21 protein-coding genes are annotated in these 26,861 nt (G+C 44.0%); 2 read left to right on the top strand and 19 right to left on the bottom strand.

Going from position 1 to position 26,861, the window contains the following annotated elements; translation table 11 throughout:
- Positions 1-74: 74 nt before the first annotated feature.
- Positions 75-1,433: a fasciclin domain-containing protein gene (locus GL182_RS02115; protein WP_163377905.1), complete on the bottom strand. Its 1,359-nt coding sequence runs from the start codon at positions 1,431-1,433 to the stop codon at positions 75-77.
- Positions 1,434-1,676: 243 nt separating this feature from the next.
- Here GL182_RS02115 and gldB point away from each other — a divergent pair, with 243 nt between their 5' ends.
- The gene (gldB, locus tag GL182_RS02110) at positions 1,677-2,678 is read left to right on the top strand and encodes a gliding motility lipoprotein GldB (protein ID WP_163377904.1); all 1,002 of its coding nucleotides are present in this window, start codon (positions 1,677-1,679) and stop codon (positions 2,676-2,678) included.
- Here the strand turns inward: gldB and GL182_RS02105 are convergent.
- From GL182_RS02105 to rhaM, 11 genes are all read right to left on the bottom strand, one after another.
- Entirely contained in the window at positions 2,658-3,869 is a 1,212-nt protein-coding gene (locus GL182_RS02105; RefSeq protein WP_163377903.1) for a glycosyltransferase family 4 protein, read from the bottom strand. The genes gldB and GL182_RS02105 overlap by 21 nt on opposite strands.
- Entirely contained in the window at positions 3,866-5,659 is a 1,794-nt protein-coding gene (gene asnB, locus GL182_RS02100; RefSeq protein ID WP_163377902.1) for an asparagine synthase (glutamine-hydrolyzing), read from the bottom strand. The genes GL182_RS02105 and asnB overlap by 4 nt, the downstream gene beginning before the upstream one ends.
- Position 5,660: 1 nt before the next feature.
- Positions 5,661-6,350, bottom strand: a complete 690-nt coding sequence (gene nth / locus GL182_RS02095; protein WP_163377901.1) for an endonuclease III — start codon at positions 6,348-6,350, stop codon at positions 5,661-5,663.
- Between the two features lie 129 nt (positions 6,351-6,479).
- Positions 6,480-6,713 carry a hypothetical protein gene (locus GL182_RS02090; RefSeq protein ID WP_163377900.1) on the bottom strand — a complete coding sequence of 78 codons (234 nt, stop codon included), beginning with the start codon at positions 6,711-6,713 and terminating at the stop codon, positions 6,480-6,482.
- Positions 6,688-7,290 carry an RNA polymerase sigma factor gene (locus GL182_RS02085; RefSeq protein ID WP_163377899.1) on the bottom strand — a complete coding sequence of 201 codons (603 nt, stop codon included), beginning with the start codon at positions 7,288-7,290 and terminating at the stop codon, positions 6,688-6,690. The genes GL182_RS02090 and GL182_RS02085 overlap by 26 nt, the downstream gene beginning before the upstream one ends.
- Positions 7,291-7,553: 263 nt before the next feature.
- A complete protein-coding gene (locus GL182_RS02080; protein ID WP_163377898.1) occupies positions 7,554-11,504 on the bottom strand; it encodes a hypothetical protein in 3,951 nt (1,316 codons plus the stop codon).
- 155 nt (positions 11,505-11,659) lie between these two features.
- Entirely contained in the window at positions 11,660-11,848 is a 189-nt protein-coding gene (locus GL182_RS02075) for a hypothetical protein (RefSeq protein WP_163377897.1), read from the bottom strand.
- Positions 11,845-13,233, bottom strand: a complete 1,389-nt coding sequence (locus GL182_RS02070) for a purine-cytosine permease family protein (RefSeq protein ID WP_163377896.1) — start codon at positions 13,231-13,233, stop codon at positions 11,845-11,847. The genes GL182_RS02075 and GL182_RS02070 overlap by 4 nt, the downstream gene beginning before the upstream one ends.
- A 144-nt stretch (positions 13,234-13,377) precedes the next feature.
- Complete coding sequence (locus GL182_RS02065; protein ID WP_163377895.1) at positions 13,378-14,427, bottom strand: GntR family transcriptional regulator; 1,050 nt, start codon at positions 14,425-14,427, stop codon at positions 13,378-13,380.
- A gap of 131 nt (positions 14,428-14,558) precedes the next feature.
- Positions 14,559-17,378, bottom strand: a complete 2,820-nt coding sequence (locus tag GL182_RS02060; protein WP_240469511.1) for a glycosyl hydrolase — start codon at positions 17,376-17,378, stop codon at positions 14,559-14,561.
- A 15-nt stretch (positions 17,379-17,393) separates the two neighbouring features.
- Positions 17,394-17,711, bottom strand: a complete 318-nt coding sequence (rhaM, locus tag GL182_RS02055; RefSeq protein WP_163377894.1) for an L-rhamnose mutarotase — start codon at positions 17,709-17,711, stop codon at positions 17,394-17,396.
- A 152-nt stretch (positions 17,712-17,863) separates the two neighbouring features.
- On the opposite strand from rhaM, the gene GL182_RS02050 reads away from it, so the two are divergent.
- Entirely contained in the window at positions 17,864-18,361 is a 498-nt protein-coding gene (locus GL182_RS02050) for a peptidylprolyl isomerase (protein WP_163377893.1), read from the top strand.
- 18 nt (positions 18,362-18,379) lie between these two features.
- Here GL182_RS02050 and GL182_RS02045 read toward each other — a convergent pair whose 3' ends face one another.
- The 7 genes from GL182_RS02045 to GL182_RS02015 all read right to left on the bottom strand — a co-directional run.
- Positions 18,380-19,339, bottom strand: coding sequence for an ABC transporter ATP-binding protein (locus GL182_RS02045; RefSeq protein WP_163377892.1), 960 nt, complete (start codon positions 19,337-19,339; stop codon positions 18,380-18,382).
- The gene (locus GL182_RS02040; protein ID WP_163377891.1) at positions 19,339-19,686 is read right to left on the bottom strand and encodes an MmcQ/YjbR family DNA-binding protein; all 348 of its coding nucleotides are present in this window, start codon (positions 19,684-19,686) and stop codon (positions 19,339-19,341) included. The genes GL182_RS02045 and GL182_RS02040 overlap by 1 nt, the downstream gene beginning before the upstream one ends.
- Positions 19,687-19,875 (bottom strand): DUF6728 family protein, encoded by a 189-nt coding sequence (locus GL182_RS02035; RefSeq protein WP_410267491.1) that lies wholly within the window; start codon positions 19,873-19,875, stop codon positions 19,687-19,689.
- Positions 19,876-19,906: 31 nt separating this feature from the next.
- Complete coding sequence (ispG, locus tag GL182_RS02030; protein WP_163377890.1) at positions 19,907-21,898, bottom strand: (E)-4-hydroxy-3-methylbut-2-enyl-diphosphate synthase; 1,992 nt, start codon at positions 21,896-21,898, stop codon at positions 19,907-19,909.
- Between the two features lie 2 nt (positions 21,899-21,900).
- The gene (locus GL182_RS02025) at positions 21,901-22,605 is read right to left on the bottom strand and encodes an SDR family oxidoreductase (RefSeq protein WP_163377889.1); all 705 of its coding nucleotides are present in this window, start codon (positions 22,603-22,605) and stop codon (positions 21,901-21,903) included.
- A 76-nt stretch (positions 22,606-22,681) separates the two neighbouring features.
- On the bottom strand, positions 22,682-26,155 hold the full coding sequence (locus GL182_RS02020) for a hypothetical protein (RefSeq protein ID WP_163377888.1): 3,474 nt from the start codon (positions 26,153-26,155) through the stop codon (positions 22,682-22,684).
- Between the two features lie 48 nt (positions 26,156-26,203).
- The coding region (locus tag GL182_RS02015; protein ID WP_240469509.1) for a sensor histidine kinase at positions 26,204-26,861 on the bottom strand (658 nt) is incomplete at its 5' end.

The raw sequence follows: 26,861 nt of genomic DNA, 5'->3' as shown, positions 1-26,861 counted from the left end.
AACCATAGACCCGTATAAAAAAAAGAGCAGGTTCCCGAAAGAACCTGCTTTTTCTAAAAAAACCCAATATAAATTTATGGTACCAGTACTTCGTCAATTACGTGTATCACTCCGTTTGTTGCATGCACATTTAACAGATCAGGTACCAGACCTGATTCATTGATTTGAAGATCAGCCAGATTTACTGTCAATTCTTCACCCTCAAGTAAGGTGGGTAGCATGGCACCTTCTCTCAAATCCTGAGAAAAAGCCCGGGCTGGCACAACGTGGTAAGTCAATACACTTGTCAATGTTTCTAATGGAATATCTTCATATCCGTCTACTTCGAGCACTTCGTACAAAGCTTCAAAAGCGGCATCAGTAGGAGCAAAAACCGTTAGGTTGTCATCAACCCCTCCACTCACAGCATCAACCAGATTCGCTCTTGACAACGCTCCAACGAGCTGGGTAAACTCTGGTGTTTCTGCGTTGGTATATCCTACAGCTATCTCTGCTATTGACTGCGTAGGAGGTGTGATGACATAATCCAACACATGAATGATGCCATTATCAGCTTCTATATCTGTGGTGACCACCTGAGCATTGCCATTGATCCAAACATTATCGTCGGGATCAATACTTACATAAAATGGAGCTTCATTCAAACTAGGAACACTACCTACCTCAACTGCCGATTCAGGCACCTCTCCGTCTACTACATGATAAGTTAAGATGGAGGCAAGATCTGGAGAGGCAAGTAGATCTTCAGCGGTCAAGCCATTATCAGTCAAATATGCTTCAAAAGCTTCATTTGTGGGGGCAAATACAGTGAATGGTCCTTGCTCTAATAAAGTAGCATCCAGGTCAGCTTCCAAAACGGCGGCCAAAAGGGTGGAAAAATTATCATCAGCCATCACAATATCTGCGATAGAATTGCTTTCCTCTTCCGGCATCAATACCCCATCGATCACATGAATCACTCCGTTTGAGGCACTTAAATCTTCAGAAGTAACTCCAATATCCTCGTTAATGGTTATTGACCCGTCGGAAACCGTAAAACTTAAATTTTGACCTTCCAGCAAGGTGGGCACCTCACCAGTACTTACCTGATTGGACAAAACCCGTCCGCTCACTACATGATACAACAGGATATCTCTCAGGTCCTCGACAGGTACATCGTTAACATTGGTAATACCTGCATCGGTAAAAGCCTGATTGGTAGGTGCAAATACAGTAAATGGACCTGCAGCACTCAGGTCATCTACCAGGTCTGCTCTTTGAATAGCTGCAACCAGGGTAGAAAATTGATCGTTGCCGGAGGCAATGTCAATGATACTTTCTTCCTGAGGAGGGCTTGGCGTAGGATCGTCGTCCGAACAACTCGCAACAAATAAAACACCTACTGCGAGTAGCAAGTGAAGTAAATTTTTCTTTTTTAGCAATGTGAATTCCATAATAAATATTGGTTTAGTTATAAATTAAAAACAACCAATAAACCGAGTCAATGCCAGATAGTTTAATCTTTTGAGACAAGCAGATTTAATTTGTAAATGAACGTCACAAATAGATGCTTTTTATTATTTGTATATACAATTATTCAAGTTTGAAACTGAAAAGGAATTTAATTTTAAAGCTTCACAGACCATTATCAGGAATAAATAATTTATTTTTATGTCTTATGTCCTACCTTTGTCGGCATGAAGAACATCAAATCAGCTGCCCTAATTTGTCCTGCCTTTTTGATTATTTTCGGTTGTAACCCATCTCCGGAATCCTGTGAATTACCGGAATCCTATTTGGAGGTCGACGTTGATTTGGAAATTTTTAGAATGGAAGACTTGTATTTTGATGATTTATCCCGGGAAAAGTTATTGCTGAACCAGGAAAAATATCCGGAATTTTCTGCTGCCATGTTTGACAACATGGGTTTTCAAAACCAGGATCAAATGGCCGATGAGCTACTTAAAATCCATCAGGACAGTGGCATGCAGGAGTTGTACAAGGAAGTAAAAACCTATTTTGACGACATAGAAAGTATCGAAAAATCATTGGAAAATGCCTTCCGGGGAATTAAACACCATTATCCTGATTTTAAAATTCCAAAAGTCTACACCTTTGTAACAGGCTTTGGCAGCGACCTGATAGTGGATGAGGATATCATTGTCATTGGTCTGGACTATTTCCTACCGGAAGATCATCCCTTTCAACCTGTGGACCTACCCTATTACATTCTGAAAAGGTACAATGAAGACCACCTTGTACCCACCATTGTTACTGCCCTATCCTCTCAGTTTAACCATACCGACGTAGCGGACAGAACCCTTCTGGCTGAAATGATTTTTTATGGAAAGGCATACCATTTCACCAAAACCATCCTCCCCTGTACTCCGGATGAATACATCATTGGGTATGAGACCAAAGAAATCCAGGGAAGTTATGCCAACGAGGAAATGATTTGGGGGCATTTTATAGAAAATGAATTGCTCTATGAAACCAATCCCTTTGAGATCCGAAGGTATACTGGCGAGGCCCCATTTACCGATGTGATCAGTCCGGATGCACCCGGAAGAATCGGCAGGTGGCTGGGTTGGAACATCGTGGATGATTACCTGATCAACAATAATATCAGTCTTCACGAACTAATGGAGCAGGACAATGCCCGGGAGATTTTCAGGAAATCAGGATACAAGCCCCGGTGATGTTGGGTCTGAAGGCTTTCCAAGTCCCTCCACTATTTTCAATATCCTGGAAATCATGAGACGCTTATCAAAACTCTTTTCGGCCAGCTTCCTGGCCTTGAAGTTCATTTCAGGAACCAATTCAGGAGAGTTCTCCAGGATTTCAAGTGAAGCTATCAAAGATTCGTGATTGAAGCAGTCATGGTAAAAACCTATACCATTTCCTTCAATCAAGTCCCAAATCCAGCCCTTGAAATTCACCACTACAGGCAAACCCATGGCCAGGGCATCAAAAAATTTGTTGGGACTACTAAGTTCCAGCACCTTAAGGGGTAAAAAGGAAATGTAGGCAAAATCCGCTTTTTTCATGCGCTCCCTCACCTCAAATTTATCTCCAAAAGGAATGAATTCCACCCGATCGAGTGATTTAGCTTTCGCTTCTCTTTTCAAAGCCTTCAATTGATTCCCTCTTCCCATTAACTGAAACCGCCAGTTTTTACGGTGTTTTTTTGCCGCAGCCGCCAATTCCAAATACTGGTAAAGCCCATTAACCTCTCCAATAGCACCTGCATATATGAGGGTCATTGGTTGGCTTACAAAATCCCTTTTTTGCGCTCCCGTTTCTTTTCTACTGAAAAAATCCGTATCCGAAAAGTTGGGTACCATTTCCACATTTTTTTCCGGAACTAGTTTTTTGACATAGTCCTGAATACCCGGAGACAGGGCCACTATGCCACTTGCTTTCCGGTAGATTTTATATTCCCGGCCATAGAGCCACTTTTTCAATAAACGATTCCGAATTTGCTTAACCTGAACCGGAGCTTCAGGCCATAGGTCCCTAACCTCAAATACAAAGGGAATACCCCACTTTTTCCTGGCCCAAATGCCTATTTCCCCTGTAGATAGGGGCGTAGAAGTGATGTAAAACAAATCCGGTAAATTTTCCTTGTTGACTAAACTTTTGGCTTGCCGGACAAAGGAATAAAAGGACCATAGCCTTTGAAAAGTATTGAACTTATTGTCATAGGGCACGGGCAAAAGGTGAACTTTTACCTTTCCATCCCAGCGAATGTCATAATTCCTCCCATTATGGGCAGTAATCACCTCTACTTTCAATCCTTCAGCAGACATGCCCTGGGTCAAATGATAAGATCTGATTGCTCCTCCCTGACCTGGGGTAAGGTAATACTGGTGAATGTAAATGATCCTCATAATCGGTTGGCTTTCATCCAGCCGGACAATAAAAAAACATTGAACAAAAGTAAAAACTGTTCGGCAATAAATTTGTCGGGTTGTTTGACCAATGCTCTCCACTCCGGTGGAACCTGCTCGGAATGGTGCTCCCCAAATTCCTTTACTCCGCCTAAAACGCAGTCCCTGAAACCTGAATGCCCTGTCAACCATTCTTTCAGAGGCAAGCCAAACCCAAGCTTTTTTCTACGGGCAATGCAATCCAGTCCGTTTTTTTTAAGGATAGATTTAATCCAGAATTTAGATCCGGAATGCAATAAATCGTGCTCGCTTAGCCTTATACCCATGGCTACCACCTGCCAATCCAGAAAGGGAGCCCTCCCTTCAATTCCATGGGCCATGCAGGCATTATCATGGATTTTCAGCAAATCCTGCACCATATACATCTTTCTGTCCCATTCCAATGCATTTTTAAAATCACCATTCCCTTTTGGATACAGGGGATCCAGGCTGTCTGCCAGCGCTTCGGGAAGTGGGGACAGCGCAGCAAAGTTCATGAAAGTTCTCTGCGCCGTCCCTTGAATGGAAGATAAAAATTTTTGTTTCCCCCTGCCCAAGAAGGGTACTCTTTTAAGCAATGGAGCTGCCCATTGCCAAAATTCCGGGTGGTTAAGGTATTGTTTAAAAGCGATATGCCGGTTATAGCCAGAAAAAAGTTCATCTGCCCCTACACCGCTTATTAATATTTTTACTGATGCTTTGGCCTTTTTGGCTACTGCCCAGGTAAGAAAGCCGGCACTGTCTCCTACCGGCTGGTCCAGGCCCTCGATGTACTCCGGCCAGTGTTCCAAAAACCATTCCGGGGATAAGCTTACTTCCTGATTATGGCCTCCAAATTTTCCAGCCAATCTTTTGGCGAACCCAGAATCCTCATATTTTCCACCATAGGTATGTTCAAATCCAACCGTATAGGAGGGCAAGGTCAGTCCGGTTTCCTTGTACCAGAGGTGGTACAGCAAGGAACTGTCTGCCCCGCCACTCAAAATCATTCCTACCGGTACATCTGCATGCAAATGTTTCAACACCGCATTTGTAAGGATTTCCTCAAAGGATGCGAGATCCAGGGAAGGCCCAGGGCCTGGAACATGAATAGGAATCTCATCTGATTGACTTTTTTGGGAGTCCAAATCGATCTCCATCAGCTCCCCTGGTGCCAGTTCATCGATGCCTGCATAAAAAGAGTGTTGAGGGAGTGCATGCCGAAGGTAAAAATAGGGCAAAAACTGAGCTTTGTTGATTTTTTTAGGAAAAAGGCCTGATTCCAGCAGGCAGCGGCATTCGGAAGAGCAGGCGAGGATTTCCTCATTCCTGGCAATATACAGGGATTTCATTCCCAAGGGGTCTCTACCCAACAAAACCCTACGCTGATGTACAAAAGCAAAGGCATACATGCCCTGGATAAATTTCACACCCGCTTTTCCCTTTCTGATCAACCATTCCAGTAAAACTTCTCCATCAGAAGTGCTTTTAAAGGTCACCCCTTCCTCTATGAGTTGGTTTCTTAAATCCTGATAATTGTACAAAAATCCATTCCAGGAAAGGACAGCACCTGTATCCTCGTGAAGCAGGGGCTGGTTTGCCTCTTCCCTGAGATCCAGGGTTTTTAAGCGGTTGGCTGCAACATATACTCCTGTTGCCACTTTTTCCCAAGAGGAATGGTCAGGTCCCCTGTGCTGGCAGGCCTGCATCATCGTGAGAATACTGTCCTTATTTTTATCAGAAGTACTCACCAAAAGGTGTACACCACACATGTCAGATGCCTTTGGTTTTGGGTCTGTTGATCTCTTCCCCTGCCATAGGGGCTACATTTTTTTCAAAATAACGGCAGAAATAGGTCAGGTCACATTCCTGACACTTTGGTTTTCTGGCCAGACAAACATATCTTCCGTGCAGAATCAGCCAATGGTGTGCCTTGTGGATGACCTCTTTTGGAAGATGCCTGATCAGGCTTTTTTCTACTTCAAGCGGAGTTTTGGCACTTTGGGATGCCAGACCCAATCTTTTAGAAACCCTGAAAACATGGGTATCCACAGCCATGTTGGGCTGGCTCCAAACCACGCTCGTGATGACGTTGGCGGTTTTTCTTCCCACACCAGGCAATTTCATCAGCTCTTGTACGGTAGCCGGAACTTCCCCGTCAAATTCTTCCATCAGCATCCTACCCAATCCCAGCAGGTGTTTGGTTTTATTGTTTGGATAGGAAACGGAACGGATATAGGGAAACAATTGGTCAAAGTCACTGGCTGCCAGATGTGCCGGACTGGGAAAATCCCTGAATAGGGCAGGTGTGACCATATTGATCCGTTTATCGGTGCATTGGGCACTCAATACCACTGCGAGGAGCAACTGGTAGGGTGATTCATACTGAAGCTCAGTCTCAGCTACAGGCATATTTTCAGAAAAATGATCGACGAATGCCTTATACCTCTCTTTTATTAACATACTGGCCTTGAATAAATTCACTTTTCTCAATAATGAAAAGTATGGGTAACTGGTGCTGGTAAAATAATTCTTTTAAAAAAAATCCTACCGTTAGCGTTTAACGGTAGGAAGAATAGGTTTTTGTTGGTGTTAAACTCTTTCCAGTCCTCGGGACCGGGCCCTTTTTTTAATGGCGCAAACAATGCTATCTGAGGGTTCAAGAAGCAATTGATCCAGCTTTTCAACGGTACTTAGCAGATCAAGGTATTCTTGCATCAGCAATTGATCTTCCTGTAAGGCTTGCATCAATGTTTCATTCTCTTCCTCTGTCATCTCCTGATAAATGTACTTTATCAGGTCACTTTGGGTAAAAGATTTGGTCATAGGCGATATTTATTTGTTTAAGTTTTTTTCTTAGATTGATAAGCGCATAGCGCATTCTTCCCAAAGCCGTATTGATACTCACCCCGGTCTGTTCGGCAATTTCCTGAAAACTCAGGTCCATGTAATGCCTCATGATCAAAACCTGTTTCTGGCTTTCCGGTAACTCATCAATTAACTGCCTGACCAATTCGTAAGTTTCATCCCTGACCTTCATGTCTTCGACATTCTGCTCTGCAAAATGCATGGTATTAAAAACATTTGATCCATCCTCCATCACAACGGTGGGATAGCGTCTCATTTTTCTAAAATGATCAATAGCCAGGTTATGGGCAATCCGCATCAACCATGGCTGAAACTTCCCTTCTTCATTGTACCTGTCCGAGTTGAGTGTCTGCACAACTTTCACAAATACATCCTGCAATAGATCCTCAGCCACACCTTGCTCCTTCACTATCATCAATATGGTCGTATATACTTTGGCTTTATATTTATCAACTAACCTCTCAAAGGCTACTTCACTTCCATTTCTATACTGTGAAATCAATTCACTATCTTTAGGTCCTACCCTTTTACTCATAAAACTGATGTTTAAATAACGTAGAGTTTTATCCCATATTGTTGCATTTACGGTCAATTAATATTTCATGTGTTTTCAAATGTATGTAATAGGATAAAACAACGCAATCAATTTTGTATTTTTTTATAATAAATGGTATCATTAAAATTGGAGCTCAGAAGATTATGTCTTTTGTTAAATTTTTAACCAAATACAATACTGATTTTTTATTCTACTTCATAAAATACAACAATTACAATACCAAAATTGTTATTTTGCTTGTTTTACGAATTGTCCAGGTCGGGTGCTTTGGTAAATCCCTTTGCCAGAAGACTATAAACCGTGCCCACGAGACCTAAAAGGCCGCTAATATAAGCGGATGTTTCATTCAGGATATTGGGGTCATAAAAACTGATCAAGGCAATACAGATCAACACAAAGCTAAATACGGCTGCCTGGATCATTTTTGCATTTCCGGATTTTCTTTCATCTTGTTTGAATCTGGACAAGTCTTCTTCACTTACGAAAAGGCATACAAAATTTCTGAAACTTTTGGAAAAAAGGACCAGACCATCCTTGCCCGCATTCATTTTGATTATTCCCTTTTGGATGAGTGCCGTCATGGTTTCTCTGTTAAAAAAATTGATAAACCCTTCGGTTGCATAATTATAAACCATTTTTCTTTCTTTAAGGCTCAATTCCGCCCAAATATTCAAAAAATATGCCTTATTATACCTTTGGATTGAGAGGATACATTTCTCATACCTTTCCATGGACAATGGCTCATTCAGTGGATCACGGGATAATTCCTCGGTAATCAGTGAAGCTATGGCCGCTGCATTCGGCCCATAGGCGATTTCGGTTGCCAGTTCCAGTACTTTTTCATCATTGAACAATACACTTTCCGCCCTGACTTTGAACAGCTTTCTCTCCTCCTTATCCAACAGCTCCCAGTCTGAGCCTAAGTAAGGCAGGGTAACAGACTCATTTTGAAAATCCAAGGGCACATATTGAAAGAGATATTCGGAAAAGACCTCTGTGATCATTAAACGTTGTTGCTTGGGTGTATCCACCCTCAAAATCTCCTGAAGCGGTTTTCCGGAAGTTACAAAAAGGTAGAAACCTTTGCCGGCATATTTCTTTCTTAAATTCAAAATAGCCGCTAAGACCCCTTCCGCATTGCCCAGACAATGCAGGTTTTCCAAAACTACTCCCTTATGAAGCGGCTCAGGGGAGGGCATTTCAAAATCACCCTCCCCGGCATCGATCAACAGCAATTCGGATAGGGTCATACCAAATTCATGGCAAATCCAACTTCTGGATTTTAGGGCATCTACACCGATGATAAAACTATATTTCTGTTTTTTAGCGTTCTGAGGTAAGGTAGACGAACCATAAGTAAAGTGATAATCAATGAGGTAAATTTTATTCCCCAGCCTCATGACCATATTGAAAAGCCAAATCAAAACCAGAAATAGCGGAAGTAAAAGGAGCAAGTTGGATTTTAAGGTTTTCCGAAAAAAATCTTTTTTAAAAAAATCACCTATAACAAAATTGGGCGGCCGGTTAAAGGCATCTACCATCACCTCATGGGGAGGAGCAATGAAATCCCTGATCAACTCATCATCCTGATTGGAAAACCTTCCAAAATTTGTTCGTCTAAATTCTTCATGGATTGCAATAAGTCCCAAATAAAATTTCTCCGTTATATCAAAGTCCTGGACTTCTCCTTGCGCCAGGTTGCTGGTATAATCCCAAATAAACTTTTCCTGATTAAAAATCTGCCTGTGGATAAAATAGCCTGGTAAAAACCCAATGATGACCAGCCATAAAAGGAAATTCAAGGCATATACCCTTTTGTCTACGTGTACACCCGTAAGTTTATTCCAAAAATCATTGAGGCTTCGATGCAGCTTGCCAATGGAACTGCTTCTTGTCCACCTATCAGGGGATAACCTGGGGAATTTACCGGTATTGGAAAGGTAATGACAAAGTAATTGTAAGCTCCCCATCAGGACAAGTACCAAAAGTGTCAGTGAAAAATAAAAGGTGTCCATACTCACCTGAGACAGGTAAATCAACAAATAGGCCATCCCCAGCCAAAGCAAGGTTACCATGATCAAAAACCCGTTGATGTTTTTCTTTTGGGCACCGCTTCCTGAAGTAGATAACATCAGGAAATTGCAGGTTCCGGATTGGATGGCAAAAAGTGCGGACCAAAGGTAAATCTTAAAAATACTTAAAGGTAAAAATAGGTAAACACCTACAAATAGCGTCAAATCCAAAAATAAAATTACATTTAACCATATAAACCTGTTTCTTTTGGCAGGAGAAGGACTGTACCAGGCAAAAGAAAAATCCTCCCAAGCCAGGTATATGCTGGATTTGGTAGTGACAAGCGTCAACAGTGCCAGAAGCACTAAAATCAATAAATAGGGTACAAATACGGTAATGGCTTCCAGGGATGCCAAAGAGTGCAGGGTGTGCTGCAGGTTTTTATCTTCCAGGTATAGCACCCAGTTTTCAGATACGAATTGTCCGTAAGGTACCCGACTCAATAAAGCCTCATACTCATGGCCATTTACATAAATGGGGGTTTTCCATACTTGTTTAAATGTGGCCCTTTGGTTATTGCCCATCAGAGTCCTGATTTCCTCCCACTTTTCATCTCCCACTGCTTCTTGAAGGAAATTTATAGGGATATTTACTTTTTGGCTTTTCAAGAGCACTTTTCCATCGGGTTTGAAAATAAAAAACCTTTGGTTTTGACTGATTTTTGGGGCAAGGGAATCCAGACTGAATGTCAATGCATAACCTACACTATCGACCCGCCTGCTAATCACCCCTTCCAGATTACCAGTAGATTTGGAAAAATGTGCACTGATAAAATGCTTTGCCGGGGATTCGGGAAGGGCTTGCACATAATCCCGGTTTGCAATGGAAACGAAAGGGAAATCACCAAAATCAATTGAGCCATCCACGGCAGAGGTGTCCGGTATGAGCATGGTCTGAATGTTTCCCTTCAAATCAAATTCGAGAAATTCGTTGATGTTATTATTCCTATTTAGTGATTGAATCACGGTACCAGAACCAATATTCCCTCTTTCCAGATGAATTCTGAAATTGTCCAGATTTGATTTCAAACTGTAAACTTGGTCAGCAAAGGAAACCTTCAAATCTAGAACATCCCGGTCAGAAGGGGAGAGGCTTCTGTAATTTTGAAATAGAGAAAATGAAAAAAAGCCCAAAATCACCATCACCACAATCAAGGATAAGCCCAGGCCCAGTACCCTTTTTTTTGTCAATACATCACCGTCACCGAGATTAAAGATACTGATGATGGGGATGGAGACAAAAATCAATAACAATAGGGTAAGGAATGTGCTGAGTACCTTGAAATTGATTTTTAGTGCCACGCTTTCAAACTGAGATTTCTCCTTGGTACCCAGCAGATAAAACACCTGGTTACCTATCACTGCTGGAGATAAAAAGCCCTTGTATTCATCCCCGGAAAGGCTGATGTCAAGCTCCCTTTCTCCAACATTTAGCTTGCCTTGCAAGGAATCTGCATCAATGACCGGAAGGCCCGCCAACTCATTTGGATAAATGGCAACGCCTGCACTATCCAAGACAAACAACCTGTCAAAAAATAAACTCTGAATATTGTTTTCCATAAGGGCGTATACCGGAACGGAATGATCTACCTCAAATCCTCTACCTACCAAACCGTTCCTGTCAAAGGTTTGGCCCAAAACCTCTCCTATTTTTTCAGAAAGCAAAACATTATCCCATTCAGGCAAATCTCCTGACCTGGTCGTATCATCCAGAAAAAATCGAAAGCCTTTTACATTAATCAAAAAAGCCGAATCCTTTTTTGCCAGGGAAATACCATCCTGAGCAAAAATCTGCCCGTCCAGTGAAGGATCTTCCTGAAGGTTTCTAATTTTTTCTATGCCAAATTTCGGATTTCTATCAATCAGTCCTACCATTTGAGCAGCAGCACTTTGCCCCTGTCCTCCCCCCCAGTTATAAAAGTTTCTTTTAAAATAACCTTCCAGCTGCACGTGGTAGTTGTAGAAAGCATCTATGAAATTATGCCTGGCCAGGTAAACGGCCTTGATCCCCTGGGATTCCAGCTGGGCCTGATTGGTCTTGGAGTGTTGATAAAGGTAAGCACCGATCAGCAACATGCTGCCAAAAATCAAAATCCAAATGCGTAAATCCTTGAACTTCATATCGGTGGACCCTTCTTGCCAGATGGCATCAATTTAAGGAAAACACCTTACAATAAAAACTTTAACTTTGTCCAGCGCTATAAAAATGATTATTATTCTTGCAGATAGCCTGACACTACAGGAAATCTAATGTATTCTTGCGTTTTTATTGGGTTTTATTCCCCAACAGTCTCTGGCTCTTTTTTATTCATCCAGGAAGGCGCTGTACCAAACCACATTACTGTCCCGATGAACATCAAAAGCTTACAGGTATCCGACTCCATGTAGGTACCAAAAACCAGGATTGCAGGAACAATATTTAGGCCCAGGCCCAGAAAAGAAATTATTTTTATCAGTAGCTTCATTTTCTTTGAATGATTTTAGAGGAAACAACATACACCAATACGGCTATAAACCAACCCGGTAATCCCAGAAAGAAGATTTCTACACCTACTACCAAATTTAGCAGCAAACAAAAACTCAAAGTAATCAACCAGGTCAAGGCCACCGACCAGTTCAGGGAACTGCCTGTGGACTCGGCATAGTTGGACTTAAGACCAATTTTTTCGAGCAGGTATACATCTATAAATATCACTGCACCTACCGGCATAAGGATCAAGCCATAAAGTGCCACAAACTCCAGCAACATCATTACCAGAGCAGGGAAACAGGCAGCAATGGTAGTAAACAAGCCGACAAATAGGGTGACTTTCCAGGTTTTCCACTTAGGGTTGATAGACTGAATGGCCAGACCTGCCCGGTAAAGTGTGGGATTAGCCGTGGTCCAACCGGCAATCACCACGCAAATCGCTCCGGCAACCCCTACTGCGCTATAGGCAATAGGACCTGGGGCAAAAGTAAGACTTCCTTCAGACTCAATCAAAAACAGTGAATACAATATACCTGAAGCAATCCATGCGATAAAATGCCCCAGAAACACCCCAGTGGCAGAGGAAAAACCATACTGCCACTTCTTAGCATATCTCAGCAGCGACAGATCCGCCATCCCAATATGCATGGCCATGTTGCAAAACCAGGCAAAGAAAAGGATGTGCCAAAAACCAAACTTACTTTGCCCCTCCAAAGGAGTACCGGTCCAGATGGTACTTTCTGCCACTGACCAGAATGAACCCAGCTCTGTAACTCCCAATCTGGGTAAAACCGCCAGGGCTGCTGCTATAAACACCATGATCATCCAGGGTGCGGCCACCATGGCAAACTTGGACACCTGGTCAAAACCAAACATGGCAATGACGGTGGTGACTGCCCCTACCACAAAAACGGTCGTCACCCAACCCACATTATTGGGATAAATATCCGTCAGCTGGGGCATGGTCATGTCGAAGGGAATACCTACTGCCGTAGCAGCCACTGCAATCATAGCGCCTGCCAGAAAACAAAACAATCCCGCATTGACCAGGTTGTAAATCAATGTAAACTTCTTACCTGCAATTTTTTCCAATAAAAAATAAAGGGTAACCCTCGTCTTGACCGCAATCTTTGCAGTTAAAAAAGCCCAACTTAATACAGCCAGTATATTTCCAATAATCAGACCCGTCACCAGGTCAATGGCACTGGCGCCGTGTGCCACAAACAGGGGCCCGATAACGAATTCGGTTCCGGCGGTATGTTCTCCGGCATAGGTTCCTAAAAAACTCCGCCAGCCTTTTAGCTTGTTACCTGGTATAGCTTGCTGCTCGTATTCATTTACTGCATTCAACCGGGCTACAAGACTTTTACTATTTTCCATAAATGTGGTGGGATAATTAAGCTTTTATTTGGATTTCAGTTAGGTTTGGAATATCGTTATTCACGGGAACAGCAACCAGGAAAACAATCACCTTCAAAAACATCAACCATTTAAATCATAAACTGACAGGAGATTTGGTTCAGGTTACACCGAACCCCTGTTGATGAATTTGAAAACATTTTTCACCGATTCTTTCTTATTCTTCTTGATCATATACGCAGCAGTTTCTCCCATCAGCTTGAAATCGGTGGAGATAACTGTAATGCCCAAAAGCTCTTTTAAGGGGGTATCGTTATAGGAAATAATACCGATTTCCCTGCCCAAAACATAATTTTGCTCCCGAACTTGTTTGACCAGGTTTACCAGATCATTTTCTTCAATGACCACAAATGCATCCTTAGCTCTGAGTTCCATTTCAGGATAGACCGTTTCCAAGACCTCAAAATCAAAGTCAAAATCCTGGCAGAATTTTTTAAAGCCCATAAGGATTTCTTTGGGATAGGGATATACGGTTTCCAATGGATAAACCAGCATCAGCTTATCGTAATGCTGCAATTGAAAAATTCCCTCACAAAGTGCATTGTAAATGTCATTCTTAAAATCCTGATAAATGGCGGACACACCTTCCCCTAAATGAGGGATTTGGTTATCCATTACAATTAATTTTTCTCTGGGAATTCTATTCAGGCAATTCATTACCTCGGCATCCAAATTGTAATGCCCCTCTTTTTCATGCTTGAAATGGGGCATCAACACATAATAATCATAGGCCCCCATGTTTTCATTTAGAATGTTTTGCAACAATTTGGGGTCACAATGGTAAATACGCAAATCTACCTGGGCATCGGCACCCATACTGTCAATAAAGGAGTTGTAGGTTTTGAGTTTGTAATTACTGAGTTTATTCAGTAAAAAAAGCACACTTAATTTAGATGTGGAAATATTTTTGGCCACATAATACCCTTTTCCCTTGACTGAAAGTATTATTTTTTTCTCCTTCAATTGATTGTAGGCCTTTTCTACGGTATCCCTGGAAAGGTAATGTTCTTCACTGATTTCGTTGATGGATGGGATTTTATCCCCCACCAGCAAATGGGAGTTTTCTATATCTTCAATAATCGAATTGACAATCTGCTGATATTTGGGAATCCGTGAATTTTCATCCAGCCGAATAAGGGTTTTTAATTCATTCATGGGTTCATGTTATTTTGCGCTACCGATCATTGCCACCTTAAATGGCTCATTTAAAATTAACTAAAATTTTTCAATTGTTACATTTACACTCAATTAATTGAAATTAGTAAAACTAACCACAAAAAATTTTATCAATGGTGGATTTCAAGGTTGATTGGGCCACTAAGTCCGGAAGGCATGGTCTCCCATTCCGATGCGTCAAATGGTCCATAATCAATATTCACAAAATTTATCTCGTGGTAATTTCTCCAGACAATTTCGTTTTGGTCCAGGTAACGCACCCTGTTGGCCATGAGATTGGCCACTTCTATGCTAAGCTGGTTGCTGCCTTCCTGAACAAAATCGGTGATATCCAGCTTAAAGGGTATTCCGAAAGCATAACCTACTTGTTGCCCATTGATCCAAACCAGGGCACTTTCTAACACCTGACCCAGATTCAGTACATACTTGTCCCCTTCCTTTACCGGACCAAGCTCAAAGGAGCTTTCATATAAGGCTTGTCCTGAAAAATCTGATGCGGCCACATCATCCAGTTCGGTCCAGGGCTTGATAGCGTCCAAAGTCACCGGTTCGGGAAGCTCAGGACCTCCATTTTGAAATGTCAAACGCCAGGGCCCCTTTACAGGAACAATTTCCGGAGTACTGCTCTCATACCGCCAGTCCGGAATACGGCCTGGTTCCCTCTGGAGAACATGAATGATCAGGGACTTTCCCGGAGCCAAATTCACAAGCACTGATTCCTTTCCATCTGTTGCTTTAATGCTGCCCAAGCCTATTTTACCCTGTTCGGGATCCATTAAAACAGCTGCCTTAGCCCCATATCGAAGAGGTATGAATTTATTTACGGGAGTTCCCGAATGATTGACCAGATAATAGTATTTTTCCCCATTCAAATCCCTTCTCACAAACTTGAGGCCTTCATCCACCAGGCTTTCCCTTTGCAATCCAAGCCCTTCCAAAGCCTGAAAGATATTTTCAGCTAAAACAAGCTTCCCTTTACCTTTGACGGCTACTTTCCCAAAAGACATGCCTTCAAATTCCAGCTCGGACCACAAGGACTCCAGGGCTTCCCTTCTGGCGGAATGATCTTTGAAACCAGGCACTTCCCTGGGTGCTTTCTGAAATATTACCGTCCCTCCTTTTTCTGCCAGAGTAATGGCATTTTGAAGGGTGCTCACTGGCAGATAATCGGCCTCGGGAACAATCAATACTTGGGAACGGTAGCTTCCATTAGCTGCCACAAACTGTTCTCCATCTACCTGTAGGCTCTCAATCATCTTATCGGAGACAAAATCCAATCCAAAGCCTTTATCCATCAGCATTTTGGATTCCTGGTAAAAAGCGGTTGGGTGCAACCACTCATCGATACCATGAACGGTCAGCATTTTGGACAATCCCTCCGGGTCGGACCATATATCATAGACGGGCCAGTACATCATGAGCTCGTGATCAGGGTTTCCTGCCTGCAAAACAGACTGAACCCGCTGTATATACGCATTGAATCCCTTAAAATGTGGCCATAAGCTGTTGTGGGTATTCAGGTTCAGGGAAGCATAAAACAGCCAACCCGGAAAATCCACTTCTTCAGGAGAATAGGTAACCCCATGGTAAAACATGTGGTTGACCCCAGCCAGGAAGGCTTGCTCCAGTTCAGGCTTGGCCTGAGAGAAAGCAGACTTAAAATGCTCGCCCAGCCAGGTAAAGGTTTCGGTGGACACCAGGTTTTTCCCGGTCAGATGCGCTGCTGACGAGGCAAATTTCAGCATGATGGGATCGGGATCCACGTTTCGGATATCCGCACTGTCCCTTCGGATACCGGGGATAGGGAAATAGCTGGAGCCAAAAGTTTCACCTTCCGGGATATCCACAGCTGCATACAGGTCCAATAAATTACCCGGGGAGCCATGCGCCTGATTTTTGGTCAATTTTCCATGGCTGTTGGCCCATTTCGTCCATGGTAGGGTGAAATTCTCCAGCAACATGTCATGAATGGTCTCCCGGTAATCGGACTTCAGCCAGGCACTGTTCTCATCAGGCTCGTCGGCAAATAGCCTGGGCAAGTGATCCCTCAGGTCATATCCGCGTTTCTGCTCGAAAAAATCAAAAAAACAGGCCGTGAAATCAGCACCATAAACCTCGAAACTGTCATTGTAAAATGAACGAATACCGGGGAAATCCTGCTCAAAAGCTTTTTCGAAATGCCCCAGGTACTGCTGTACAGCAGAATCGGCATAGTGATCGAGGGTAAAGCCTTGTCCTCCAGGAGCTGCCCTTTTCACCATTTGCCCTGTCTGGGCCTGAAAGATGGCAATAAGGTCCCATGACCCGGGGGCATCCCAGTCCAGGTGTAACGAATCAATAACTTTATCGGTGAGATTTTCTACGGTTTCATCCTTGTAAGCCATTAAAGTATGCAGATCGTATTTGAAACGGGAGGCCCGTCGGTCTTCCAGGACAATGGCCCTATCCAGTCCCTGACCTTCGGTATACCGGTACTTTTGAACGATCATTCGCTGTGCTGCCATCTCCGGGCTCACCATGGGTCCGCCAAAAGGCCAGCCTGTACCCTGGGTAAGGTCTATGCCCATATTCAGACTATCTGCCTGAGACACGGCATGCTGTAGCATGTCCATCCATTCCGGGGAAAGGTGCTCCAGAAATCGGTCCTCAAAGCCCTTTGCCCCATAAATGGGTGCTATTTCCAAGCCTCCCAAACCGGCATCTTCGTATTCCCCTAGCAAGGCCGTCAAATTTTCCTTGTCTACTGCATTTCCCATCCACCACCAGCGCGTCCAGGGTTTTGAGGTTCGGGTTTCTTCCGGCCATTCACCTGCCCTGACCGAATTTGACTTTTCCTGTGCCTGACCGCAACTGCTTAAGCCGGACAGCAAGGCTGAAAACAGCATTGACAGGCCAAATATGGAGCGAAGAGCCTTTTTATTTTTTTCCATTAAGATTTGATTTTATTATTTCTGCAGGCTATACACCTTTTGCAAAGGCTGGACCCGGGGAGATTGATCGGGATTCGTTTCCATGAGGTCTGCCATATACGCCCACCATTTTTTCATGATGGCCTGCCCGGCCAGGCTATCGGTTTGATGATCTTCGCTCAGGCCCTGAAAGGCAAAGAGCGTTCCGGTGGATTTGTCCAGAAAGATATGGTAGGATAGTATGCCTGCCTCCTTGAGAAGTCCCTCCAGCTCCGGCCAGATTTCCTGGTGGCGTTTTTCATATTCCGCTTCATTTCCAGGCAGAAGCTTCATGGTAAAGGCTACGGGTATCATGGGCAAAGTTTATTTGACGTTGAAATAAAGGTAATTTTAACGTTTAAATTAAGCAAGCCTTTTGGTAAAAGCAATTTGAAATACCAGGGATGATTCCATATCATTTTAATTCCGACCGATAAATCTTACCTTTGCCCCTTTAAATAAAAAGTATGAATATCAACGAAAACATGGTCGTAGGCCTTACCTACGAATTAAAAGTTACCAATAACGAGCCGCAATCCGAGCCTTTTAGTGTTGAGGTGAGAAGTGAAGAGGACCCTTTCTTTTTCCTGTTTGGAAATAGCGGATTGCCCGAGGCATTTGAAACCAGGCTGAAGGACAAAACCAAGGGAGATCCTTTCGAATTTGTGCTGCAGGTGGATGAAGCCTATGGAAAACCAGATGATGAACTCATCGTTTCCGTGCCCAAATCCCAATTCAACGAGGAGAGGGGATTTCAGGAAGACATGCTGCAGGAAGGAAATTTCCTTCCCCTGGTAGATGAGGATGGCTATCCCATGCAGGCAAAAATTGTAAAAGACCTGGGCGAGGAATTGCTTTTGGATTTTAACCACCCCCTTACAGGAATGAACCTGCACTTTGAAGGGGAGGTTTTTGAAGTCAGAGAAGCTACAGATAAAGAAAAAGAAGAAGGGTTTATGGCCTGACCAGGAAAGGTTACCCGACTATTCCGCCAATCGCAAGATGTGATTTTCCTCCCAGTCCAGGTTTACCGAATCCCCCTTGCCAAGTCCTCGTAATGGGGAAGCAACTTGCCAGAGGTTTGACTGCCCGGGCAGGGAAATAGTCAGCAGGTCATATTCGGGAAAATACCTGTTGAGCAGGACTTTGCCTTCGGCCTTCCCCTTTCCCTGGGTCACCTGGATTTGGGAGGGACGCAGGTATCCGTTATCCGGCAGGGCATTTAAAGGTCCAAAAAATTCCGCCACATAGGAGGTCCCCGGATCCTGGTGAATGTCTTTTATCTCACCCTTTCTCACTAACCTGCCATGAGCCAGGACACAGAGCTTGTCAGTAATTAAAAGCGCCTCTTGAATATCGTGTGTCACCAGGATCAGGGTAATGCCCAAACCCTGAAATATCAGGTTCAATTCATCCAGTAATTCTCTTTTTTGATGGCTGTCCAGAGAGCTGAATGGCTCATCCATAAGCAGGACCTCCGGCTCCAGGCTCATGGCCCTGGCAATGGCCACTTTCTGTTGCTGCCCTCCGGAAAGCTGCCTGGGTAAGCTGTCCTTTTTCTCCTCCAACCCAAACAGGCGCAGCAATTCAGCCAGTCTTTCCCGGGCATAGGTTTTGTCATACTGCAACAATGGCCTGCTGATATTTTCACCGACTGTGGAATAAGGGTAAAGTCCCTTGTCCTGCTTTACAAGCTGTATGGCATCATATCCGGGAACCAGCTTTTCACCGGAATGGAGGATTTTTTCTCCTTTCAAAAATACCGCCCCCTCATCCTGTGCTTCCAGTCCGGCAATCAGCCGCAGCAAAGTGCTCTTTCCACTGCCGCTGGCCCCCACCACTGCCCAGCGTTCTGCCTGTCCAATTTCAAGAGAAAAATCTGCCAATGCTGTGGTTTCCTGCTCATAGGTTTTACCCAGCCCCTTTATGGTTAAAAATCCCATTAAATGATTTGATCTTTAATTTTTCCGGGAAGGTTGGAGAACACCAATTCGTAAGAATGATCTACCAATTCAAGAATAAGTGGATCCGGAACCGAACCACTAAATGATACGGTATTCCAGTGTTTCTTATTCATATGGTAACCTGGTTCTATCCCTTCGTGAAGTTCTCTGAGCTCCATGGCCTTTTCGGGCTCACATTTTAGATTGACACTTTGAAACAGGGTGATGTCGATTATTGCAAAAATCTTTCCTCCTACCTTGAAACAAAGGGTATCTTCATCAAAAGGGGTGTCTTCGTTAACTCCCGGTTTTTTCAAACAATATGTTCTGAAAAAATCAATGGTCATTTACGCTAACCGTTTGAAAATCCAAAAGATAAGGGCTGCCAAAAATACCACAATGGATATCTTATTGATCCCATGCATCATTCTAAGGTTAAAATTACTTTTTTTATCGGGATCGGGCTTTTTAAATACCCTGATAAAGTAATTGCCTACTTCCCCTACCTGAAAGAACTCTTTGATTTTATTAGACATGATTCTAGTGATTGCTTGATGAAAACGCTTGTTAATGGTGCTCATTTACTTCTGGCTCTATCCACTGCCCATCCTGCTTGATGATGTTAATCAACTCATCCACCGCCTTCGCTGAGGGTACGGAGCGTTTGACAACTTCCTTACCCTTGTACAGGGTGATCTTCCCTTTACCCGAACCCACATAGCCATAATCTGCATCGGCCATTTCTCCGGGACCATTTACAATGCATCCCATGATCCCAATTTTGACCCCTTTCAGGTGATCTGTTCGCTTCCTGATCATGGCAGTGGTCTCCTGCAGGTCAAATAAGGTACGGCCACAGGAGGGGCAGGAGATATATTCCGTTTTGGACATCCTGGTACGGGCGGCCTGAAGTATCCCAAAACTCACAGAATTATGTAATTTTATCTGCTGCAAAGTTTTGTCTCTTTCTCCTATAGACAGCCTGTCCAGACCAATCATGATCCCATCTCCCAGACCATCGATCAACAAGCCTCCTACATCAGTAGCTGCAAAGAGCATGGTCTTCTCGGCATCCGCATCGGTATAAGTCACCTTTGGTACCACAGGAAGATTGATTCCAGCTTGAATCAATGTAAAAAAAGCCCTGCGCAAAGCTTGCATCTGATGCGGTTTATCTGTACTCAGGAGAATAACCAATGGAAGTTCATTGGAGAGTTGTGCTATGGCCTCTGACACGGCTTCGCAAGGCAAGGCCAGAAAATTTAGTGAAGGGTGCATTTCCGGGCTTGACTTCAATTGGTCCAAACTCAATACCGGAAATTTATTTATCTTGTCCACCTGACCTGTCCAGGTATCATGATCCAGGATTTCTTTAATTCCATTTGGTAGCATGAAAGGAATGGGTTCCTTACCGGAATAAATGTAGTCACATCCCTGATCGTTCATTTTCCACTTATCCAATTCGGGTAAGTAAAAATGACCGGTATTTTTCAAGTCCTTTGGCTGCATGGCATTAATGGGAGATACATCGGTAATCACCCGGGGTACATTTCCTCCTCCAAAGTTCACTACTTCCACTGATTTCCTTTTGTTGTAGCTGAAAGGGTCAATGGGACAATCTTCAATGGGATCAATGCCGGATTTTTCAGGCCGATGGTTATACCTGTTGATCAGGGTTTTGACCACGGGAGATTCAAATTCGGGATCTTCCGTCAGAGACACCCTTACGGTATCTCCCAACCCATCTTCCAGTAATGCACCTATACCTACGGCAGACTTTACCCTTCCGTCTTCACCATCCCCTGCTTCCGTAACCCCTAAATGAAGTGGATAAGGTTTAAATCCTCCCTCGTCCAGTTTTTGTACCAGCAAGCGATAAGCCTGAACCATTACCTGGGTATTGGAGGACTTCATGGAAATGACGATATCATGGTAATTTTCATCCTCACAGATTCGTAAAAATTCAAGGGCAGATTCCACCATTCCAAGTGGTGTATCTCCGTAACGGCTCATGATCCTGTCCGAAAGGGAGCCATGATTGGTTCCGATCCGCATGGCTGTACCATGTTCCTTGCAAATTTTCACCAAAGGCAAAAACCGCTCTCTAATGCGCTCCAATTCAGCTTGGTAAGATGCATCGGTGTAGGCCAGGACCTCAAACTTCTTCTTATCTGCATAATTGCCCGGATTCACCCGGACTTTTTCTACGATCCGTGCCGCTACTTCTGCGGCGTTTGGGGTAAAGTGAATATCCGCCACCAGGGGAGTACTGTAACCTCTTTGTCGTAGGCCTTCTTTTATTTTTTTGAGATTTTCCGCTTCCTTGATACTTGGTGCGGTAATCCTTACCAACTGGCAGCCACTCTCAATCATTCTGATAGACTGTTGGATCGAGCCTTCGGTGTCCATGGTATCTACCGTAGTCATGGATTGAACCACAATCGGATTATCCCCACCAATAAGCAGGTCTCCCACCCTTACAGGTATGGTTTTCCTTCTGGAATAATTGGTCAGGCTATTGCAGTAGCTGTAATTATCTGTGACGGTTTTCAGTTCCATAATTATATATCACCAAGTTGTGGACGGATCACTATTTCTTCAACAACAGAACGGGGTGAAAGGTTATAGGCTGACCAAACTGCTTCTGCCACATCGGTCGCTTTCATGAATCTTTCTTCCGGTAAATCTACTCCCTCCCAGCTAGCTGTATAGGTTGCTCCCGGCATGACTGAGGTAACCTTGACACCATGAGGCATCATTTCCTGCCGAAGGCATTTGGTAAATCCCAACATGGCCCATTTGGAAACAGCATAACTACCTCCATTGGCATAGGCGGTGAGACCCGCAATACTACCAATGGAGAAAATATGACCGCTTTTGCGGGAAATGAAATCAGAGGTAAAGGCCCTGGTCAGGTAATAGGTGCTGAATAAATTGGTATGCATGGTCAACTCAAAGTTCTCCTCCGGTTCTTCGTGCAGGCTACCTGGAATGAAAATACCGGTATTATTGACCAAAACATCAGGAATAGCCCGTTCTTTCACAAAGGCAGCAAAGGCTTTGGTCTCCGTTTTTTTTGACAAATCCGCAACCATCACATGCACACTCCCTTCCGGGTTTAGGGCTTCTACTTCCTCCTTAAGGGTCTTCAAATCAGCCTCATGCCTGCTGCAGGTAAAAATTTCAAACCCGGCAGCAGCAAATTTATGGATAATGGCTTTGCCTATACCCTTGGTGCCACCAGTAACCAGTATACTCTTTGACATTAGTTTGTGTTTTAATTATTAGTATGACAACCAAATAGCCGGTACAAAGTTACATTTTTTACCCGGTTATGCCTAATCAGAATAAGGCAGAGACCTGCATGCGCCCGGTGTGGACCAATTGATCCAGTCCCTGTGAATTCCTACCTTCATATACCAGGTTCAACTGAAGCCCTTCTCCTATTTTCTGTAGCCAATTCATGCTCCAGATGGTATTGCTTCCAGGGGTTAGTGCCTGAAGCATTTCATATCCAGTGGGACTGTTTACCTGTCCGTTATAATCGATATAAGTATACTTGATCTGGGCATTGAGGGTGGTTTGGATCGCTTTGGAAACCCGAAGACTCAAAATGGCTTCATGCAGCTGGGCTTTCTCATCAAATTCCAGGTTGTCCAGATTTTCCTTTTGGGTGATCCGGTACTGAAAAGTTCCCCGCAAGGCCGGGGAGGGCTGCAAGTTAAACTCCGGCCCCAGGGTATTTTGCAGAATGGTGTAGTTGCGATTTTCAAGGAAATCTGATGCAGCATACCTCCATCCACTGTTCCAGAACAACAACATGCTCCACCTGGAATCGATAGCATACCGGGCATTTAGGCGCCAGTCGTCCTGGGAGAGCTCTTCAAATCCCCCTGTCAGCAACTGCTTCTGGTGACTATTAAAAAAGGATAAATCCATTCCATATTTGGAGGAAGCCCGGTTAAAGAAAAAAGAAGAGCGAAAGGTCTGCCGCAGGGAAAGCAAGGCTTCATCTCCCGTTCCCGCCAAAAGCGGGCTGATCCTCTGGAAAAAATCCCTTGAAGTTATTTTCTTCTCCACATTCCAATTGGTATTGTTGGAAAATTTGGCCATCCAGCTTTTTAACCCTCCTTCTTCCTTCCAGGATGCCGGGAATCTGGCACTCAGGCGGTAATTGAAAAGGGTAGTATAGGCTTGTGTGTAGGTATCGGTCGGAACAAAAACCTTGATGAAGGATTTCTCCTCCGGATTAATGGCCAGGTAAAATTCATTCAGCTGCTGAACCCCATCCTCATTGTCGTCCCTCCAGGTATGGGTGCCTTCCCCGGTTGGAACCGGCAAAAACACAAATTCCCTCCTCAGTTCCCTGCCATTTCCCAGGGCATAGGTAAATTCATTGTTCAGGTTGTTTTCAAAAAGGGAACTGCGGTAATCCAGTTTTCCCATGACAGTGGTTTCTTCCTGTAAATCCCTGGTTAAAAAAGTCAACTCCCGGTAGGTGAAGGATCCGTTGAGCGTATGAGGTCCAAAATTGCCTCTCAGGCTGTAGTTGGCGACAAAGGCTTTGGTATCCGGTACCAGCTGCCCATTGTTCACGGCCTTATCTTCCCTGAGACTTGCTGAAGCAAGAAATTGGAACTTCAAACTGTCACTGCTTTGCAGGGAAATAAGGTGCTCTTCAAAATTCATTGCGGTGCTGACCACTTTCCCGCTGCTGGGATTAGTGACTGCGTTTCGGTCAAGGTTATACTTGTAGCCGGGAACCAATACCTTATTGAGGTAATTGATCTCTCCCTGATAGCGCAGCCATTCGGAATTCAACGGAAAGACATCACTTTTCAAATGAAAAAAATCATTTTTAACGAGTAAGCGTTTCCCAAATTTCTGATTAGCCTGAGCCCTTTGCTGTATGCCTGAAAGTACCCCTGCCCTGTTTCTCAGATCAAGCCCGTAGGAAAAAAGGTGGTGTTGATCCTTTACCAATTCGGCCCTGCCATGAAATATTTTTTCGGCTGCATTTTCTGGTCCTGCCTCAGGACTAAGTCCCCAATCCCTGTCAAATTCGATAAACCTGAGCCGATCAATAAAGGAAAAGTCTGCGGCATTGTACTCCACGGTGGATGTCCCGTTAAATTGGTACCCTTTCATCAGTTTGAAAGACCTGCCTTCTGATTGGACTCCGGCCTTCAGGGCATGTCCTACATTGTCTTCGTTATCCATGGTAGAAAACAGGTTTTCATCGGTATTGGAAATGGCCCACTCTGTGAATACTTTTTCGTGTGCCCCCAGTCTTATTTCCGCTCCGGCCGTGATCATTTGCTTTTTATTGGGGGCAGGCAAAGGAGATCTTATGGAGAAATTTCCCTGGGCCTCCCCGTTTAACGGAGGAACATATTCATAAACCGATCCATTGGCCAGTTGCCGCTGTCGCCGGTAATTTCCATTTCCGGGACCTACTTCTGTAAAGCTGATGGCAAAGTAGGCCTGATCAGGATCTGTGCTGTAGGCATAATAGGCTATGGTTTCTCCTGCTTCATTGGTTTCGGTCACTTTGCGGTACATGATCCGGTTGGGATCGAAAGGAATACTGTCAATTCTGGGCACTGCTGCTGCAGCAAGATCGTCTCCCACTCCTGCCAGCATCCTTTTATCACTGTCTGAAAGTTGGGTAAATAAGGGCCTGTTCCGGTCATCTTGTTCCCGGTAATAGTTAAAATAGACCTTAACCTTTTCATTTTCCTGAATGTGATTTGCCGTGAGAATAGACCGGGAAAAATTTCTCTCCGCATATTCGAAATCAATTCTAACCCGCGAATATTGGGTGATCAAGACCGTGGGGGTAAATGTAACCTCCCCTTGATTGTAGTCTATGGTATAGTCATGGTTAAAGCCTCTTTTCAACTGCTTCCCATCCAGGAAAACTTTTTCGGAATTCGCCATGATGATCACAAATCGCTCATTCCCCGGTCCTTTTACCCGATAAGGTCCGGATACACCTTCCAGAACATCCAGGATCATGGAGGCGAATTTACCCTTGGCTATGGCAGCACCTACCTGAGTAGATGCCTTCCAGTCCTTGTGGATATCATAGTCTGAAGTGAATTGAAGACCCTGTACATTTTTGTAATAGCGAAGAAATTCGGATTGCCGCTGTTGAAGGACCACATCGCCTCCGGCCAGGTTGATTTTGTCATTGTACAATTCGATCAGCACATTATCAAAATCCTGAATTTGCTGGGTATTGCCTTCCGGCTGAAATGGCACCTGCTGATCGGTAATGCTGGCACGAATATTCAGGTTATCAGCCAGCTCCCCGTCCATCTGAAGGTTCAAAGCCGAGTTGACAAAGACATTCTGGGCATTTCCGAAGGAGATACCCCTGGTCAGGTTACCGGATTGATTGAGTTTATCCGAGGTAAAAACTTCCTCTCTGAAATCCAGGGCCGGGATTTTCTCCGGTGGACGATCCTTAAAAAATGCCATAGAATCATAATCGGTTGCCAAAGATCGCCTGCGGTAAACCTGGTGCAGGGAAATGGGCAAAGCCTCATAACAAATCAACAATGAATCGGGCAGGGGGCTATCTGCTGAAATCGAAATCCTACCGTTATTGATATCATAGGCATGGTCCAGCTGTTGCCCGTTGATGTCAGTGACTCTGATGGTGGATTCCAAAACACTCATCGAATCCAATAGAAAGGTATGGGCATCTTGACTTACCTGTCTCCAGCTGCATATCTCCTCCTGAGATTGGGCCATAAAAACTACCCCCTGAAACACCAATAGAAAAGTAAAAAAATACTTCACCAGCCACATAACACATACGATTACAGGGCACTAAAGTAACAATTTCTGGTGGATTATTTATACCAGCGGAAAAAGCAGGTAAAATACTGTACCTGAACCCTTAGTAGTATGAAACCAGATTTTACCTCCTGCTGTTTCCACGCCCCTTTTGGCTATGGCCAATCCCAGACCGGAACCTTCGGATTTGGTGCTGAAATTTGGCAGAAATACCTTTTCCTTCAAGTCCTCATCTATACCTTTCCCATTATCCCTGATCGCAAGTTTTATCTGGCTACCCGCCTCGATGCTAAGTTGAATGTGGATGGTGGGCTTCCTACCTTCCGGAACTGCCTGTATGCCATTGATTATCAAATTAGAAATCACCCTGCCATAAAGTTTTTCATCCCCCATGATTTTGGTGGAGCTTCCACCGGGAATTCCATCTTCAAATTCAATGACTGCATCCTGCCTGTTACAATAGAGAGAAACGGCTTCCAATACCACCTCCCGGAAATCCAGTTCCTTGTTTTGGGGAAGCGGCATTTTGGCAAAAGTAGAAAACGAACTGGCAATGTCACTCAGGGTATCTACCTGATGAATAATGGACAAGATAGGTTTATCCAATGCACCTGCATGATTCAATTTGTTTTCCCCCTGTAAACGCAGAAGATGCTGCAAGGTAAGTTTCATTGGGGTCAGCGGATTTTTTATTTCATGGGCTACCTGCTTGACTCTC

This window comes from Cyclobacterium sp. SYSU L10401 (genome assembly GCF_010993705.1).
Classification (GTDB): Bacteria; Bacteroidota; Bacteroidia; order Cytophagales; family Cyclobacteriaceae; genus Cyclobacterium.
Note: the sequence above shows the minus strand (reverse complement) of the source record. Positions and strands in the feature narration are given on the sequence as shown.

Coding starts and splice junctions, on each gene's coding strand:
- ispG (WP_163377890.1), bottom strand. CDS start 21,898: ATGGAACTGAAAACCGTCACAGATAATTACAGCTACTGCAATAGCCTG.
- GL182_RS02050 (WP_163377893.1), top strand. CDS start 17,864: ATGAATATCAACGAAAACATGGTCGTAGGCCTTACCTACGAATTAAAA.
- GL182_RS02060 (WP_240469511.1), bottom strand. CDS start 17,378: ATGGAAAAAAATAAAAAGGCTCTTCGCTCCATATTTGGCCTGTCAATG.
- GL182_RS02090 (WP_163377900.1), bottom strand. CDS start 6,713: ATGACCAAATCTTTTACCCAAAGTGACCTGATAAAGTACATTTATCAG.
- GL182_RS02075 (WP_163377897.1), bottom strand. CDS start 11,848: ATGAAGCTACTGATAAAAATAATTTCTTTTCTGGGCCTGGGCCTAAAT.
- GL182_RS02045 (WP_163377892.1), bottom strand. CDS start 19,339: ATGGGATTTTTAACCATAAAGGGGCTGGGTAAAACCTATGAGCAGGAA.
- nth (WP_163377901.1), bottom strand. CDS start 6,350: ATGTTAATAAAAGAGAGGTATAAGGCATTCGTCGATCATTTTTCTGAA.
- GL182_RS02115 (WP_163377905.1), bottom strand. CDS start 1,433: ATGGAATTCACATTGCTAAAAAAGAAAAATTTACTTCACTTGCTACTC.
- GL182_RS02065 (WP_163377895.1), bottom strand. CDS start 14,427: ATGAATGAATTAAAAACCCTTATTCGGCTGGATGAAAATTCACGGATT.
- GL182_RS02025 (WP_163377889.1), bottom strand. CDS start 22,605: ATGTCAAAGAGTATACTGGTTACTGGTGGCACCAAGGGTATAGGCAAA.
- GL182_RS02105 (WP_163377903.1), bottom strand. CDS start 3,869: ATGAGGATCATTTACATTCACCAGTATTACCTTACCCCAGGTCAGGGA.
- GL182_RS02080 (WP_163377898.1), bottom strand. CDS start 11,504: ATGAAGTTCAAGGATTTACGCATTTGGATTTTGATTTTTGGCAGCATG.
- GL182_RS02085 (WP_163377899.1), bottom strand. CDS start 7,290: ATGAGTAAAAGGGTAGGACCTAAAGATAGTGAATTGATTTCACAGTAT.
- rhaM (WP_163377894.1), bottom strand. CDS start 17,711: ATGATACCCGTAGCCTTTACCATGAAGCTTCTGCCTGGAAATGAAGCG.
- gldB (WP_163377904.1), top strand. CDS start 1,677: ATGAAGAACATCAAATCAGCTGCCCTAATTTGTCCTGCCTTTTTGATT.
- GL182_RS02040 (WP_163377891.1), bottom strand. CDS start 19,686: ATGACCATTGATTTTTTCAGAACATATTGTTTGAAAAAACCGGGAGTT.
- GL182_RS02070 (WP_163377896.1), bottom strand. CDS start 13,233: ATGGAAAATAGTAAAAGTCTTGTAGCCCGGTTGAATGCAGTAAATGAA.
- asnB (WP_163377902.1), bottom strand. CDS start 5,659: ATGTGTGGTGTACACCTTTTGGTGAGTACTTCTGATAAAAATAAGGAC.
- GL182_RS02035 (WP_410267491.1), bottom strand. CDS start 19,875: ATGTCTAATAAAATCAAAGAGTTCTTTCAGGTAGGGGAAGTAGGCAAT.
- GL182_RS02020 (WP_163377888.1), bottom strand. CDS start 26,155: ATGTGGCTGGTGAAGTATTTTTTTACTTTTCTATTGGTGTTTCAGGGG.